The 15,259-nt window shown below is 72.2% G+C and carries 16 protein-coding genes; 7 read left to right on the top strand and 9 right to left on the bottom strand.

Annotation, left to right across the window (positions count from 1 at the left end):
* The first annotated feature begins 40 nt into the window (after positions 1-40).
* Genes hisD (ACL03H_RS01900) through ACL03H_RS01910 form a run of 3 tightly spaced genes read left to right on the top strand, consistent with a single transcriptional unit; the run spans position 41 to position 3,356 of the window.
* Positions 41-1,369, top strand: a complete 1,329-nt coding sequence (hisD, locus tag ACL03H_RS01900; RefSeq protein WP_412809267.1) for a histidinol dehydrogenase — start codon at positions 41-43, stop codon at positions 1,367-1,369.
* The gene (locus ACL03H_RS01905; protein ID WP_412809268.1) at positions 1,370-2,548 is read left to right on the top strand and encodes an ester cyclase; all 1,179 of its coding nucleotides are present in this window, start codon (positions 1,370-1,372) and stop codon (positions 2,546-2,548) included.
* A gap of 13 nt (positions 2,549-2,561) precedes the next feature.
* Complete coding sequence (locus tag ACL03H_RS01910; protein ID WP_412809269.1) at positions 2,562-3,356, top strand: nitrilase-related carbon-nitrogen hydrolase; 795 nt, start codon at positions 2,562-2,564, stop codon at positions 3,354-3,356.
* 345 nt (positions 3,357-3,701) lie between these two features.
* On the opposite strand, the gene ACL03H_RS01915 is transcribed toward ACL03H_RS01910, so the two are convergent.
* A complete protein-coding gene (locus tag ACL03H_RS01915) occupies positions 3,702-3,899 on the bottom strand; it encodes a hypothetical protein (protein ID WP_412809270.1) in 198 nt (65 codons plus the stop codon).
* Between the two features lie 634 nt (positions 3,900-4,533).
* Between ACL03H_RS01915 and ACL03H_RS01920 the strand changes: the two genes are divergently transcribed.
* The 3 genes from ACL03H_RS01920 to ACL03H_RS01930 all read left to right on the top strand — a co-directional run bounded on the left by ACL03H_RS01920 (position 4,534) and on the right by ACL03H_RS01930 (position 5,855).
* Positions 4,534-5,385, top strand: a complete 852-nt coding sequence (locus tag ACL03H_RS01920; RefSeq protein WP_412809271.1) for a helix-turn-helix domain-containing protein — start codon at positions 4,534-4,536, stop codon at positions 5,383-5,385.
* Entirely contained in the window at positions 5,382-5,582 is a 201-nt protein-coding gene (locus tag ACL03H_RS01925; RefSeq protein ID WP_412809272.1) for a DUF397 domain-containing protein, read from the top strand. Before ACL03H_RS01920 ends, ACL03H_RS01925 begins: the two co-directional genes overlap by 4 nt.
* 93 nt (positions 5,583-5,675) lie before the next feature.
* On the top strand, positions 5,676-5,855 hold the full coding sequence (locus tag ACL03H_RS01930; RefSeq protein WP_412809273.1) for a DUF397 domain-containing protein: 180 nt from the start codon (positions 5,676-5,678) through the stop codon (positions 5,853-5,855).
* 60 nt (positions 5,856-5,915) lie between these two features.
* On the opposite strand, the gene ACL03H_RS01935 is transcribed toward ACL03H_RS01930, so the two are convergent.
* From ACL03H_RS01935 to ACL03H_RS01955, 5 genes are read right to left on the bottom strand one after another with little or no spacing between them, the layout of a single operon-like run.
* Complete coding sequence (locus ACL03H_RS01935) at positions 5,916-6,632, bottom strand: HpcH/HpaI aldolase family protein (RefSeq protein WP_412809274.1); 717 nt, start codon at positions 6,630-6,632, stop codon at positions 5,916-5,918.
* The gene (locus tag ACL03H_RS01940; protein WP_412809275.1) at positions 6,629-7,396 is read right to left on the bottom strand and encodes an SDR family NAD(P)-dependent oxidoreductase; all 768 of its coding nucleotides are present in this window, start codon (positions 7,394-7,396) and stop codon (positions 6,629-6,631) included. Before ACL03H_RS01940 ends, ACL03H_RS01935 begins: the two co-directional genes overlap by 4 nt.
* The gene (gene hisD, locus ACL03H_RS01945; protein WP_412809276.1) at positions 7,383-8,681 is read right to left on the bottom strand and encodes a histidinol dehydrogenase; all 1,299 of its coding nucleotides are present in this window, start codon (positions 8,679-8,681) and stop codon (positions 7,383-7,385) included. The genes ACL03H_RS01940 and hisD (ACL03H_RS01945) overlap by 14 nt, the downstream gene beginning before the upstream one ends.
* A gap of 19 nt (positions 8,682-8,700) precedes the next feature.
* Positions 8,701-9,399, bottom strand: a complete 699-nt coding sequence (locus ACL03H_RS01950) for an alpha/beta fold hydrolase (RefSeq protein WP_412809277.1) — start codon at positions 9,397-9,399, stop codon at positions 8,701-8,703.
* Positions 9,392-10,528 (bottom strand): cupin domain-containing protein, encoded by a 1,137-nt coding sequence (locus ACL03H_RS01955; protein WP_412809278.1) that lies wholly within the window; start codon positions 10,526-10,528, stop codon positions 9,392-9,394. The genes ACL03H_RS01950 and ACL03H_RS01955 overlap by 8 nt, the downstream gene beginning before the upstream one ends.
* 143 nt (positions 10,529-10,671) lie before the next feature.
* Here ACL03H_RS01955 and ACL03H_RS01960 point away from each other — a divergent pair, with 143 nt between their 5' ends.
* Positions 10,672-11,691, top strand: coding sequence for a LacI family DNA-binding transcriptional regulator (locus ACL03H_RS01960; protein ID WP_412809279.1), 1,020 nt, complete (start codon positions 10,672-10,674; stop codon positions 11,689-11,691).
* A gap of 34 nt (positions 11,692-11,725) precedes the next feature.
* On the opposite strand, the gene ACL03H_RS01965 is transcribed toward ACL03H_RS01960, so the two are convergent.
* From ACL03H_RS01965 to ACL03H_RS01975, 3 genes are all read right to left on the bottom strand, one after another.
* A complete protein-coding gene (locus ACL03H_RS01965) occupies positions 11,726-13,069 on the bottom strand; it encodes an MFS transporter (protein ID WP_412809280.1) in 1,344 nt (447 codons plus the stop codon).
* 135 nt (positions 13,070-13,204) lie between these two features.
* A complete protein-coding gene (locus ACL03H_RS01970; RefSeq protein WP_412809281.1) occupies positions 13,205-14,854 on the bottom strand; it encodes an alpha-amylase family glycosyl hydrolase in 1,650 nt (549 codons plus the stop codon).
* 157 nt (positions 14,855-15,011) lie between these two features.
* Complete coding sequence (locus tag ACL03H_RS01975) at positions 15,012-15,209, bottom strand: hypothetical protein (protein WP_412809282.1); 198 nt, start codon at positions 15,207-15,209, stop codon at positions 15,012-15,014.
* Positions 15,210-15,259: the final 50 nt, after the last annotated feature.

A 15,259-nucleotide genomic window follows, 5' to 3' on the forward strand; every position in this document is an offset into this window, starting at 1 on the left:
TCACCTTGTCCTGTGGTTCGGTGGTTCGTAGGGTCGCGCCATGCGCTTCGCACCGTCCCTGCTCGGGACCCTCGGCGGCTCGTACCGCATCTTGAAAGAACCCGACCACGACGGTCCGGCGGCCCAGCGCGACCCGGCGGTGGTGCAGCGGGTGTCGGACATGCTCGCGACGATCGAACGCGACGGCCTCGACGCCGTGCTGCGCTACGCCCGCGAGCTCGACGGCTGGAGCGGCGGATCCGTCCAGCTCGACGCGGCGGCCCTCGCGCGCAGCGGTGACCAGCTCACCCCCGCGCACCGGGAGGCGCTGGAGCTCGGCGCCGAGCGGACCGCCGCCTTCGCCCGCGCCCAGCGGGAACGCCTGACCGACTTCGAGGTCGAACTCGCCCCCGGCCTGATCACCGGGCACCGCTACGTGCCGGTGCGCCGGGTCGGCGCCTACCTGCCCGCCGGGCGCTTCCCGCTCACCGCCGGCGCGTTCATGACCGTCGGCGTGCCGAAGGTCGCGGGTGTGGACACCGTGCTGGCCTGCCTGCCCCCGCGTCCCGACGGCACCGCCGACCCGGCCGTGCTCTACGCCGCGCACGTGTCCGGGGCCGACCGGGTCCACGTGCTCGGGGGAGTGCAGGCGCTGGCCGCGATGGCGTTCGGGCTGCTGGACGAGCCGCCGGTGGACGTGCTCGTCGGCGCGGGCAACGCCTACGTCGCCGAGGCGAAGCGGCAGCTGTTCGGCACCGTCGGCATCGACCTGCTCGCCGGACCCTCCGAGGTCGCCGTGCTCGCCGACGAGACGGCCGATCCGGAGCTCGTCGCCGCCGACCTGCTGGGCCAGGCCGAGCACGGGGTGAACTCCCCGGCCGCGCTGGTCACCACCTCGGAACAGCTCGGGCTCGCCGTGATCGCCGAGGTCGAGCGGCAGCTGGAGACGTTGGAGACCCGGGAGATCGCCGGTCCCGCCTGGCGCGACCACGGCTCGGTGACCTGGGCCGCCGACGCGGCGACCGCCGTCGCGCTGGTCGACGACCTCGCCCCCGAACACCTCGAAGTGATCACCGCCGACGACGACCACTACCACCGCGAGCTGCGGAACTACGGGTCGATCTTCCTCGGCCCGTGGAGCACCGTCGCCTACTCGGACAAGGGGATGGCCGGCACCAACCACGTGCTGCCCACGGCGGGCGGCGCCAAGCACAGCGCGGGACTCTCCGTGTCGCGGTTCCTGAAGCCGCTGACCTACCAGCGGGTCGCCGAGGCCGCCACGCCGTTGCTGGCCGACGCGGTCGACGTGATCTCCGACTACGAGCGGATGGCCGCGCACCGGGCCACCGCCACCCTCCGCACCGAGCGCCACCAGAAGGGAGCCCGCTAGATGAGCGGCAAGGCCGACGAGAAGGAGCAGCAGGCGGCAGCACCGCGGCGGGGAGGTTCCCCGGAGGGCACGATGCACCCGCCCGCGCGCCGGATGCCCGCCGACCACTCCATCCGCGTCGACTCCGGGCACGGGGCCGACGAACCGCAGCGGGTGCCGGGGGAGCGCAGGCAGCCGATGCGCGGCTTCGAGGACACCTACACCGACATCGTCGACTACATCGTGCGGATCACCCACCGCATCTGGGAGGACCAGGACGTCGGTTACATCTACGACACCTACAGCCCCGGGTGCCGGCTGCACGGCGACAGCGGTTACACCTACGGCGTGGAGCAGCTCGTCGACGGCACCATGCAGTCCATCAACGCCTTCCCGGACTGCCGCCACTACGCCGACGACGTGATCTGGGCGGGCGACGAGGACCAGGGCTTCGTCACCTCGCACCGGGCGATCAACGTCGGCCACCACACCGGGCCGTGGCGCTGGGGCCCGCCCACCGGGCGCAAGCTCGACACCTGGGTGATGGCGAACTGCGTGGTGCGGGACAACGAGATCTACGAGGAGTGGGTCCTCTACAACACCGCGGCCAAGCTCCAGCAGCTCGGCGTCGACGTCATCGAGGCGGCCCGCACCTTCGGCAACGAGGGCGGCATCGCACCGCTGACCGCCCGGCAGTTCAGCGAGCCGCAGCGCCTCGTCGGCGGCCGCAAGCCCGAGGCGATGGAGCTGCCCACCGGGGAGTTCGACGTGGAGCGGACCGTGCGGGCGCTGTTCCACAACGTCTACAACCGCCGCGACCTGAGCATGTTCGACCGGGTCTACGCGGAGGCGGTGCGCTGGCACGGCACCACGAACCGCTCCGGCAGCAACCGCTCCGACGTCCGGGGCATGGCCCGCGCCCTGCTGGCCACCTTCCCCGACCTCGGCGTCGCCGTGGACGAGGTGTACTGGATGGGCAACGAGGCCGACGGCTTCAGCGTCTCGGTCCGCTGGTCCGGCGTCGGCACCCACCGCGGGTACGGCCTCTACGGGTCCCCGACGGGGCGGCGCGCGCAGCTGTGGGGGATGTCCCAGCTGTACTTCTCGGGCGGGCGCATCGTCGAGGAGTGGTCCCTGTTCAACGAGTTCGACGTCCTCGCCCAGCTGTTCGCCGACGAACCCCCGGCGCAGCTCGGATGAGCCGGGAGCGATCGTGACGGGTGTGCTCTGCGCCCAGCTGGCCCCGCGCGTGGCCGACCTGCCGCACAACCGCGAGTTGTCGGTGTCGGCCGTGCGCGGGGCCGCCGCGCGCGGGGCCGGGGTCGTGGTGCTGCCGGAGCTCGTGACCTCCGGGTACCGGCTGGCGTCCGCGGCGGAGGCCGCGTCGGTGGCGATCGGCCGGGACGATCCGCTGTTCGCCGAGTGGGGGCGCGCGGCGCCGGAGTCCGTGGTGGTGGGCGGGTTCTGCGAACGGGGCGCGGACGGGCTGCTGCACAACAGCGCGGCGGTCGTGGATCGCGGCGAGCTCGTCGCGGTCTACCGCAAGACCCACCTGTGGGACGAGGAGAAATCGCTGTTCACCCCCGGCTCGGCGCCGCCGCCGGTGCTGGACACCAGCCGGGGCCGGATCGGCGTGCTGATCTGCTACGACCTGGAGTTCCCCGAGCTGACGCGGAAGCTGGCGCTGGAGGGCGCGGAGCTGCTGGCGGTGCCGACGAACTGGCCGCTGGTCCCGCGACCCGAGGGAGAGCGGCCGCCCGAGGTGGTCATCGCGATGGCCGCTGCCCGGGTGAACCGCGTCGCCATCGCCTGCTGCGACCGGAGCGGGGAGGAGCGCGGCACCCGTTGGACCGAGGGCTCCGCCATCATCGACCGGGAGGGCTGGGTGCGGGCCGTGGCGGACGGGTCGGGCACCGCCACCGCCGAGCTGGACCTCGCCGCCTCCCGCGACAAGCGGCTCACCGACCGCGCCGACGTCTTCACCGACCGCCGCCCCGACCTCTACTGATCCGCCGGAGGCGGGCGATCGGAGTGACCCGGTCGCGCGGCGTTCCGGCCCACGCCGGCTGACGCGCCCGAAACCTCTCGTCACTGCGAACGCGATCGTGCACCGCGCGCTGATGAGGCCGACGCCGGCCGGGACGGAGCGCGGTCCGTCCCGGCCGGGTCTCACCCCGGCACCTCTCCGGGGACGGTGGGGAGGGCCGTCCGCGCAGGAGGTGCCAGGCCCGGCCGGGTCCCGCGCACTGGGGGCGCACGGGAGGTGCGCGGGAGCCCGGCCGAGCTCCCAGCCCGCGCCTGGTCGGGGACCGGCGTCGCGGGCGGGGTCTGGGAAGTCGTGGTCAGCCGCTCGTCACGGACCGGTGCTCGCGTCGCGCGCGGCCGTCCGGGAGTCCTGCTCCGCGCGGAGAATTCCGTTGCAGGCGGCGCAGGTCGGGGCCGTGCACCAGTCCGTTTCGGACAGTTCCCGGACCAGCGCGCAGGTCGCTCCGCACACCGAGACGTCCTCGGCCTGGCCGTCGTAGCGCCTGCTCCGGAACGCGTGGCGCACGCCATCACCAGCCGGGCGCCAGAAGCGCCACCCCGAAGAACCCGCCGACGTGCTCATGCGGCGACCGGCCCGACGCCCAGGCACGCCAAACCCGGTCGCGCCCGGTGCCGACCCCGTCGCGGCGCCGGGGAGTCGGGGTCCGCCGTCGGCCACGCGACCGGTTCCGGAAGCACCCCCGCCGCCACGATCCCGTCCGCGGGCCCGACCGGTCCGGGTGGGCGGGCGAACAGCCCCGCCGCGCGCGGCACCGCCACCTGCGCCCGCCGGACGCACACCGGACACACCTCCCGGTCCGCGACCCCCTGCGGGCACACCATCCGCCGGAGGAACACCGGCCCGTACACCCAGGCCCCGCACAGCGAGGGCAACGCGCCACCACCGGCTCGGCGCACCGCGTGCCATCGCGTGTCCACCGGACCCCACGAAGCGGCCCACACCCGCACCACCATCACCGATCACCTCCCGACGACGTAGCAGGACCCCACGCCGACGTCGGCCGGTAGACATCTTTTCGAGCTGCCATGAACCCTCCTCTGGTGCCAGGTGACGGAATGTTGGCACCATTGGCACCAAGGCTGCAATGCCCGGGATGGGGGACGCTTGAGCCTGGCCGCGCCTCTTCTATGCTTGGTGCATGGCTGGCACCAGCGGCACGCCGAAGGCGAAGGCTCTCGGCTCACGACTACGTGACGCGCGCAAAGCTTCGGGCTTCACCGTTCGCGGCCTCGCTGATCGCCTCGGGTTGTCGCACAGCGCGATATCGCGATGGGAAACAGGTGCGCGTTCACCGCAGCCGGAGGACGTGGCGTCGATTCTTGCCGCTACCGGCGTAAGCGGTGCGGAACGTTCCGAGTTGCTGGAGATGGCGCGTGGTACGGATGCCCCTCAGTGGTTGTCCGTCCACAGTGGTGATAGAGAACGGCAACTGGCGGCCTTGCTGGATTTCGAGCGCACGGCGACTCGCATCACGGACGTGGCTCCGTTGTTGATTCCCGGTCTGCTTCAGACGTCGGACTACGCGCGCGCAATCATGGTTGCTGCCAGCGTGCCACCTGCCGAGATCGAGACTCGCGTTCTGGTGCGAGTCGGCCGCCGCGAAGCGTTGACGCGCCGAAACCCTGCTAGCCTGCTCGCCCTGATCGGCGAAGCTGCGATCCGCCAGCGGATCGGTGGTGAACAAGTTGTTGCCGACCAGCTTCGCCATCTCCTGGAGTTCGGTGCCAAGTCGAACGTAACCATCCAGGTGATCCCCGCGTCGTCCGGGTGGTCCCCAGCGCTGGAGGGGCCGTTCCTCTTGATCGACCTGCCGAACGAGCGGCCCATCGTTCACTTGGAGAATCGCAGGTCGGCCCTGTTCTTTCACGAAGTCGAAGACGTAGACGCCTATGTCAGCGCTGTGGAAACAGTGCGGCGAGCGGCGATGAGCCCGAAGCAGTCGATGCGCCTCATTCAGGATGTAATCGGGGAGATGGAGAAGGCTACATGAGCAGCATTTCTGGCCCTTGCGGGTGGCGCACATCGAGCTACAGCAGTGCCCAGACGAACTGCGTCGAAGTGGGTCGAGCCGCTGGCCGCGCCGCTGTCCGGGACAGCAAGGATCGGGCCGCCGGTTACTTCGTCGCGGACGTCGCTCGATGGTCCGCGTTCGTCGATGCGCTGAAGGCGGGGCGCTTCGACCGTTGACGGCGAGCATCGGTGGTCTCCGCTCCCGGCGAGCGGTCTCCTAGCATCGCGGGCGCGTACTGCTAAGGAGCGGCACATGAGCACACCACCAGAGTGGCGGAAGCCGAGCCGCAGCGGTCAGGCGAACAACTGGTGGAGGTGGCTACCAACGTGCCTGGTAGCGCCTTGGTGCGGGACAGCAAGCTCGGCGATGCCTCGCCGGTGCTGGAGACGACTCCCACGGCGATGGTCGCTTTCCTGTCGGCGATCCGGTCGGGTCGCTTCGACGGCTAGCAGGACGACGCGAAACCCCGGAAAGCTCATTGCTCTCCGGGGTTTCGCGCGTTCGCGACCTCACAGTTCGCGGAAGGTGTTCAGGAGGATGTGGGCGAGGTTGTAGACGACGAAGTCGGCGTCCTCGGCCGCGCCCGCCTCGGCGCTGGAGACGATGCTCATCACCGCCGTCCCCGCCTCCCGGGCCTGCCGGTGCACCTCGGCCTTCGCCCGGTGCACGGCCTCGTCCCCGGGCGGCACGCCGAGCGAGACCGCGAGATCGGCCGGGCCGACCCACACCCCGTCGATCCCGTCCACCGCCGCGATCGCGGCCGCGTTCGCCACGCCCTCGGCGGTCTCCACCATCGCGAACACCAGCACGTCCTCGGCCGCGCGCAGGTGCTCGGACGCCGAGACCGCGCCGTAGCGCCCGGCGCGGCTGTAGGTGGCGAACCCGCGCTCCCCGCGCGGCGGGTAGTGCGCCGAGCGCACCACCTCCGCGGCCTCCCGCGCCGACTCCACGTGCGGCACGACGACTCCCTCTGCGCCCAGGTCCAGGACCCGCAGCACCTGGTTCGGGTCCGCGCGCCCGACGCGCACCAGCACCGGCACGTCGTGCGCCCGCGCGAGCGCGAGGTGCTGCTGGAGCGGGACCAGGTCGTCGGGCCCGTGCTCGCAGTCGACGAGCACGTAGTCCAGCCCGGCGATCCCGGACAGCTCCACCAGCATCTCGGCGGGCAACCGCAGGATGCCGCCGCGCAGCCGGGCCCCCGAACGCAGCTTCTCCTTCAGCTTCACCGGCCCACCATCCCCGCCGACAGGTCCACGTCGGCGGCGCACAGACCCGGCATCCGCAGCATCGCCACCAGCGCCGCGCCCACCTCCTCCTCGGTGACCATGCGGCCCAGCGCCGCGCGCGAGACGAACTCCGCCTCGGCCCGCTCGACGGTGCTCCCGGTGCGCTCGGCCTCCAGCCGGAAGTTCCGCGCCATCCGGGGCCCCTCGACCGGGCCCGGCGACAACGAGTTCACCGCGACGCCGAGCGGACCGACCTCGGCCGCCAAGGTGGTGGTCAGCCCCAGGACCGCCATCTTCGACGCGCAGTACGGCGTGCGGCGGGCCAGCGGCCGCTTTCCCGAGACCGAGGCGATGTTGACCACGTCCCCGGTGCCGCGCTCGGTCATGCCGGGCAGGAACGCGCGGCACACCAGGTAGGTGCCGCGCACGTTGGCGGCGAAGACCTCGTCCCACTCGTCCGGCTCGATCTTGGTCAGCGGGGCCACCGGACCGGCGATCCCGGCGTTGTTCACCAGGATCGAGACCTCCTCGTCGGCGAGTTCCCCCGCCAGCGCCGCCACCGACGCCGGGTCGGCGACGTCGCAGGTCGCCACCCGGCCCTCGACGTCCAGCCCCGCCACCGTCTCCTCCAGCGAGGCCCGGGTGCGGCCCACCGCGATCACGCGGGCGCCCTCGGCGGACAGCGCGCGGCACATCGCCCGGCCGAGCCCGTTGCCGCCGCCCGTGACCAGCGCGGTGCGGCCCGCGAGCTCAGGCGCGGGCATGGTCGGTCCACTCCAGGTTGGCGTCGCCGAACTTCGCGGCGCGCACGTCGCCGGAGCGCGCGTGGCCCTCGAACAGCTCGACCCGGGCCGCCCGCCCGCACACCTCGCCGAGCGCCGCGCTCGACGCCGGATCGGTCACCTCCTGGTAGGTCACCGTCTTCAGGTACTTCCCGACCCAGAGCCCGCCGGTGTAGCGCGCGGCGCCCTTGGTGGGCAGCACGTGGTTGGTGCCGATGACCTTGTCCCCGTAGGACACGCAGGTGCCCTCGCCGAGGAACAGCGCGCCGTAGTTGCGCATCCGCTCCAGCGCGCGCCTCGGCTCCTCGGTCAGCACCTCGACGTGCTCGCTGGCGTAGGTGTCGGCCAGCGCGAAGGCCTCGTCCACCGAGTCGACCACGACCACCTCGCCGTGATCGCGCCAGGCGGGGCCGGCGAAGTCCGCCGTGGGCATCCCCGGCAGCAGCTCCTCGACGTGGCGGATCACCTCGTCCGCCAGCTCCCGGGAGGTCGTGATCAGCACGGCAGGGGAGTCGGGGCCGTGCTCGGCCTGCGAGAGCAGGTCCACGGCCACCACGAACGGATCGGCGTGCTCGTCGGCGATGACCAGGATCTCGGTCGGCCCGGCGAACAGGTCGATGCCCACCTCGCCGAACAGCTGCCGCTTCGCCTCGGCGACGTAGGCGTTGCCCGGCCCCGCCAGCAGGTTCACCGGGCTCACCGACTCGGTCCCGGCGGCCATCGCGGCGACCGCCTGCACGCCGCCGAGCAGGTGGATCTCGTCGGCACCCGCCAGGTGCATCGCGGCGACCGTCGCTGCCGGGACCTCGCCCCGGATGGGCGGGGTGGCCGCGACGACGCGCGGCACCCCGGCGACCTTCGCGGTCACGATCGTCATGTGCGCGGAGGCGGTGAGCGGGTAGCGCCCGCCCGGCACGTACGCGCCGACCGCGTCGATCGGCACGTGCCGGTGGCCGAGGCGCACCCCCGGCAGCGTCTCCACCTCGACGTCGTGCAGCGAGTCGCGCTGGTGCTGGGCGAAGGTCCGCACCTGCTCCTGCACGAAGCGGATGTCCTCGATCACCTGCTCGGGCACGCTCGCGACGATCCGCTCGACCTCCTCCGGGGCGAGCCGGAACGACTCCGGGCTCCAGCCGTCGAAGCGCTCCGAGCACTCCCGCACGGCCGCGTCCCCACGGGTGCGCACGTCCTCGATGATCGAGCGGACCCGCTCGCGCAGCTCGGAGTCGTCGGTGGCGGTCGGCTTCGGCACGGGTTGCTTCACCACGTCGGGCAAGGTCGGTCTCCTAGGTAGCAGGGGGGCACCGGCGGAACAGCCGGTTCAGCAGTTCGGCGGTGGCGACGGGCGATTCCAGCGGCAGCAGGTGCCCCGCGCCCGGAACCACGTGCAGTTCTGAGCCGGGCAGCAGCCCGGCGATCTCGCGGTGGAACTCCGGCGGGCACAGCGCGTCCTCGGCGCCGGAGGCCACCAGCGCCGGGGCGGTGATCCCGCGCAGGGACTCGCGGGCGTCGATCCGGGTGTGCTGCGCGGCGAGCTGGGCGAGGAACCGGCGCGACCCGATCCGCTCGGCCATTCCCCGGAACTCCCCGGCCAGCTCGGCCGGGGGATCGGCGCGGGCGTACATCGTGGGCAGGACGTCGTCGACGACCGCCGCGAAGTCGCCCGCCCTGGTGCGGCGGGCCATCCGCCGCCAGCTCTCGTGCTGCTCGGCGCGCGGCGCGGCGACGTTCGTGTCCAGCGCGGCGAACCCGGCGATCCGCTCCGGAGCCAGCCGGGCCACCTCGAACCCCACGATCGCGCCCAGGCTCAGGCCGACCAGCACGAACGGACCGTCCGCGGCGGCCAGCACCTGCTCGGCCATGCCGGTGATGCTCGGTGCGCTGAGCTCCGGGTGCACCGCCGGCAGCGCCAGCTCGGGCTCGACGTGCGCCCACAACCCGGAATCGCAGAGCATCCCGGGCAGCAGCACCGCCCGCTCAGCCACGGGAGCGCGGCACGAGCGCGTACGGCGCCACGTAGCCGTTGTGGTCGATCGAGTACCCGGCGTCGGCGGCGGCCTTGACGACCTCCTCGTCCCAGTCCAGCCGAACCCGGCCGTCCCCGGAACCGATCACCACGAGCTTGCCGGTGTCCTCGCCGACGTTGCGGATGCTGCGCCAGGCGCCGGGCGGCACCGACAGCAGGTCCCACTCGCCGAGCTCCACGGTCACCGGGTCGTGGTCGTTGAGCACGACCTCCCACCGGCCCTCCTTGACCATCAGCGTCTGGGTGCCCTCGACGCGGTGGCCGAGCATCCCGGCGCCCGGCTCCGCCCGCAGCCAGGCGATGTTGTGCCCGTGCGGGTTGAAGATCCGCGGTTCCTGCTCCAGGTCCTCCGTCATGCCGAACCCGACGACGAGGGCGAGTTCGGCGCCGCCGCCGCTGACGGCCGAGTCCAGGAACGGTGCCGCGGACCACTCCAGGTCGTCCTGGGTCACCACGCGCCGCCGCATCTTCTCGGCGGAGAACGAGCGCAACCGCGCGAGGTCCGCCTCGCCCATCGGGCGCACCAGCTCGACGTCCTCCGGCGGCTGCTCCCCGGCCTCGGTGTCGACGAGCCTGCCGTCCTCGGTCAGGTGCAACCCGTAGCGCGCCGCGTCCCGCAGCACCGTGGGGCCCCAGATGATGCCGCCGGTGTCGTCGTGGCCGAGGGCGGTGAACAACCACCCGTCGTCCGGTCCGATGTTGGTGAAGCCGCGGAAGATCCAGGTGGGGATCGAGGCGATGTCGCCCTCCCGAAGCACGAGCTCGCCTTCCTCGCCCTCGGCTCCCCAGCGCAGCAGGTACTCCCCGCGGAAGCAGAGGAAGACCTCGGCGGTGAAGTGCAGGTGCAGGTTGTTGGTGATGCCGTGCGGCATCGCGGCCGCGCCGATGTTGTACCCGTGCGGCTCGCGGAGGTTGACGACCTGCTGGGAGTTCTGCGACACCCCCGGCCCGATCATCGCGTAGTTCTCCTTGCCCTCCGACCCGGGCGTGCGGCAGTCGATGAACGCCTGATCGCACGACACGAAGTCGCTCCGACGCACGGTCCTGCGCGCGAGTTCCGCCTCGTCCACCCGTACCGGTTGCTGCATCCCTGCACCTCACAATCGATGACTACGTATGCATTACAGCACCGGGAACGGGGGTGGTCAATGGCGGCGGAGCTCCCGTTTCGCCGGAACCGCCCTGATGCCCGGGTGCGAGTCCGATTAGAATCCGTATTCAGGGAGGATGGATGTCGATCACGAGTCATGACGTCGCCAGGTTCGCGGGGGTGTCCCAGGCGACGGTCTCGCGCGCCCTGCGCGGTGACCCGCGCGTCTCGGCGGCGACGCAGGACCGCGTCCGCCGGGCGGCCGATGCGCTCAACTACGTGCCGAGCGAGGCCGGGCGGAGCCTGTCCACGCACACCACGCGGCGGGTCGGCGTGCTGGTCAGCGACCTGGCCAACCCGTTCTACCCCTACCTGATCGGGCCGCTGCACGACGAGCTGGAGCAGCACGGTTACCGGATGATGCTGCTGACCGAGCGCTCCGACACCGCCCTGGCCACCGAGGGTCTGCTCGACCACTCCATCGACGGTGCCGTGCTCACCACCGCCACCAGCGGCTCCGCCCTGCCCGAGGCGCTGCGGCGCAAGCAGGTCCCGTTCGTCTTCCTCAACCGCGTGGACGGTCGGGACGGTGCTGACGCGGCCGTGGTGGACAACCAGCTCGGCGGCCGGATCGCCGCCACCGAGCTCGTGGAGCTCGGCCACCGCAAGATCGCCCTGCTGGGCGGTTCGCCCGACACCAGCTCCGGGCGCGACCGCGAGCAGGGCTTCGTCGCCGGGCTCGCCGACGCCGGCGTCGCGCTGCCCGCGAGCCGGATCCGCCGCGGGCCCTACGACTTCGACACCGGCTACCGGGGGCTCGCGGAACTGCTGGACGCCGACGCCGACGTGACCGCGGTGTTCTGCGGCAACGACGTGGTGGCGATCGGCGCCTACAACGCGGCGCTGCGCGAGGGCCTGCGGGTGCCCGACGACCTGACGCTGGTCGGCTTCGACGACCTGCCGATGGCCTCCTGGGAGGCGTTCTCGCTGACCACCCTGCGGTACGACCTGCCGGAGATGGCTCGCGCCGCGGCCCGCCTGCTCGTCGAGCGGCTCACCGGGAAGGCCACCGGGCCCGCTCGCCAGGTGGCCTTCGAGCCGGAGCTGGTGCGCCGGGGCACCCACGCGCCGCCCGCGCTGCGCCGCGCGTGGCGGATGTGATCGCGCCGGAGCGCGACCACATCCGCGCGGTCGGTCAGGCGAACTTGTTCGCCCCGAGTTCGCTGCGGTAGGTCTCCTTCATGAAGACCGTGATCACGATCAGCGCCAGCACCGCCGCGGCGGCCAGGTAGGCCCACACCGCGTAGATCGAACCGAACTGGCTCACCAGCAGCGCCGCGACGAACGGCGTGATGCCCATGAACACCGAGAACGAGCTGTTGTAGGCGATCGCGCTGGCGCTGAACCGGGTGCGCGTCGCGAACAGCTCCGCCGAGCAGGTCGTCACGATCCCGGTCAGGAAGAACTCCGGGATGATGTAGACGAGCTGGCTGCCCACCGCCGCGGCGAAGGTCCCCTGGTTGCCGATCGCGAACGCCAGCGGGACCAGCACGATGCAGGCCACCGCGCCGGTGATGAGCATCGGCTTGCGGCCGATCCGGTCCGAGAGCTTCCCGGCCAGCGGCAGCAGCGGCATCAGCACCGCGACCGAGATCAGGTTGGACAGCAGCGCCTGCGAACGGCTCAGCCCGAGCTCGCTGGTGAGGTACTCGGGGTAGTAGGTCACCCAGGTGTAGGACAGGATCGCCAGCATGATCGAGGCGCCGCAGAACACCAGGATCGGGCGCCACTGCTCGCGCAGCGCCTCGCGGACCGGCGCCTTGACGACCTTGGTCCCGCCCTCGGTCTCGCGCATGAACTCCGGGGTCTCCTCGATGCGGCTGCGCAGCCACAGGCCCACCAGCGACAGCGGCAGCACCGCGAGGAACGGGATCCGCCAGCCCCAGGACTCCAGGGTCGGCTGCTCGAACACGCTGCTGACCAGCGCCGCGACCCCCGCGCCGCCGAGGATGCCGAGGAAGCAGCTGTTCGAGGCGTAGGAGGTGTAGTAGGCCCGCTGGTGCGGCTTCGCCCACTCCACGATGAACGCCACCGCGCCCACGTACTCGCCGCCGGAGATCATCCCCTGGAAGGTGCGGATCACGACCAGCAGGAGCGGGGCAAGGAAGCCGACCTGCTGGTAGGTGGGCAGCGCGCCGATCAGCGCGGTGGACACCCCCATCAGGATGATCGTCCACAGCAGGGCCTTCTTCCGCCCGACGCGGTCGCCCCAGCGGCCGACGAGCGTGCCGCCGAGCGGGCGGAACACGCAGGCGACCGCGAGGACCGCGTAGGTGCTCATCACCGCCGCGGCGCTGTTGCCACCGGGGAAGAAGGACGAGGCCAGCATCGGGGCCATGTAGCCGTAGAGCCCGTAGTCGAACTGCTCGACGAAGTTCCCGACGCCGCCGGCGTAGACCGCGCGGCGGATCTTCTTCTTCGTCTGGTCCGGTGCCGCCGCGGTGGTGGGAGCGGGTGCTCCGGGCGTTCCGATGGCCATGGGCATCTCCAGTGGTCGCGACCCGCGTCGCATTGTGCATACGTATGAAGGTCGTCGGAGGCTAAGCGCTCGTGCCGAGGGGAGTCAAGGATCGCCGGGCGCGGGCGGCCCCGGCGGCCACCCGCGCCCCGGCGGTCATCCGCGCAGGTCGAGGACGGCGTAGCCGAACCCGGGCACCGTGAGGGAATCGCCCTCCACGCGCACCCCGCTGTCCTCGACGGGCTTGGCGCCCGCCAGCCGGTCATCGTCCACCGCGGTGGTGGCGGGATCGCGGCGGGGGTTGACGGTGACCAGGAAGCGGTCCCCGCGCAGGTAGGTCAGCGGGTACCCGTCGCTGAACACCCGGACCTCGGCATCCGTGCCCAGCTCGGGGTGCTGGCGGCGCAGCGCCAGCAGCCTGCGCACCAGGTGCAGCAGCGAACCGGGGTCCTGCCGCTGCCGTTCGACCGTCGGCCGGCCGGGGTCCGGGTCGATCGGGATGTAGAGCTGGTCGGAGGGGGCCGAGGAGAACCCGGCGTTCGGGCCGTCGTCCCACTGCATCGGCGTGCGGTTGCGCTGGCGCCCCGCGCTGCCCTCCACGTCGGGCAGCCCTTCGAGCATCCGCATCCCGATCTCCTCGCCGTAGTACAGCGCGGGCACGATCGGCCAGGTCAGCAGGAACGCGAACGCCGCCGGGATCTCCTCCGGCGTGCGCACCCCGTCGTTGAGCCTGTTCGCGCTGTCGTGATTGGCGGTCGGCAGCATGATCCGGCCGGTGCCGATCCGCTCGGTGGCCAGGGTCCAAGCGTCGACGAAGATCTTCGCGGTGCCGGTGCCCTCGGCGCCGAAGAACGGGTTCTCGTGCCACAGCGACTTCCAGGGCGCGCCGTCGCCGGGGCCGTTGACGGGCAGGTAGAAGTCGGCGTCGAACCCGGCGGGCACGGAGACCTCCGGGTCGCCCCACTCGGAGATGAGCACCGCGTCGGGGTGCGCGCGGGCCACCCGCTCGCGGAGCTCGCCCCACAGCCGTCCGGTCTCGACCCAGCCCGGGTCGTCCTTGACGAGCGTGGCCGCCAGGTCGCAGCGGAACCCGGCGATCCCCAGGCGCAGCCAGTGGTCCAGGATCTCGAAGATCGCGTCCCGGTTCCGGCGCGGCCCCTCGGCGTCGACGGGCTGGCGCCACGGCTCGGCCGGGTCCATCCGCGCGTAGCCGTAGTTGATCGCGGGCTGGGTGTCGTAGTAGTTCTTCAGGAACGCCCCGGGCCGGGGGCCGGGTGAGGCGACGAAGTCCTCCGGCAGCGAGCCGTCCTCCGGCAGCTGATCGGGCGTCGCCCAGACGTAGCGATGATCGCCGTCGTCCCGCAGCGAGCCGAGGAACCAGGGGTGCTGGTCGGAGGTGTGCCCGGCGACGAGGTCGAACAGCACCCGGATGCCCCGGCGGCGCGCTTCGTCGACCAGCCGCACCACGTCGTCCTCGGTGCCGTGGCGCGGGTGCACGCCGGTGTGGTCGGTGATGTCGTACCCGGCGTCGGTGAGCGGCGACGGGAAGACGGGGTTCACCCAGATCGCGCCGACGCCCAGCCACTGCAGGTGGTCGAGGCGGTCCACGATGCCGCGCAGGTCGCCGACGCCGCTCCCGTCGGAGTCGGCGAAGCTCTGCGGGTAGAGCTGGTAGAGCACGGTGTCGGCCAGCCACGAGGGCCTTCCGGGCCGGGGCGCCGCGGCCCCCGCTGCCGAGGGGGCGAGCGCTGCTCCCGCCAGCGCCGCACCGGTGCCCAGCACGAAGGATCGCCTGGTGATCGCCATTGTCCCGCCTTTGCGGTTGACTACGTATGCAAGCGGTCAACCTACGCCCGGGCGGGGTTCGCGGGGAACGCCTGCGGCGCATTTCCGCCTGCCCCGGCGGGGCGAACGGCCCGGTCCTCGGTCTCGTCGGTCGGGTCGTTCGCCCCGGGGCGGGCGGTCAGGCGGGGATGGTGCAGCGGAGCATGCCGTCGTCATCGACGCGGGCGTCCGGGCTCGCCCGGAGCGTGCGCAGCGTTTCCGCGTCGACCTGGTGGAACCCGAGGAATTCCAGCCGGGCGCCGGCGGCCCGGTAGGCGGCCGCCCAGCCGTGCTGCTCATCGCAGGTCACGTGGTAGGTGATTGCGGGTGCTGCCACTGCGGTCACGAGGTGGACTCCAGTTCCTGTTCGGGGAGTAGCGGACGATC

Origin of the sequence: Saccharopolyspora antibiotica (assembly GCF_047200635.1) — a bacterium.
Classification (GTDB): Bacteria; Actinomycetota; Actinomycetes; order Mycobacteriales; family Pseudonocardiaceae; genus Saccharopolyspora_C.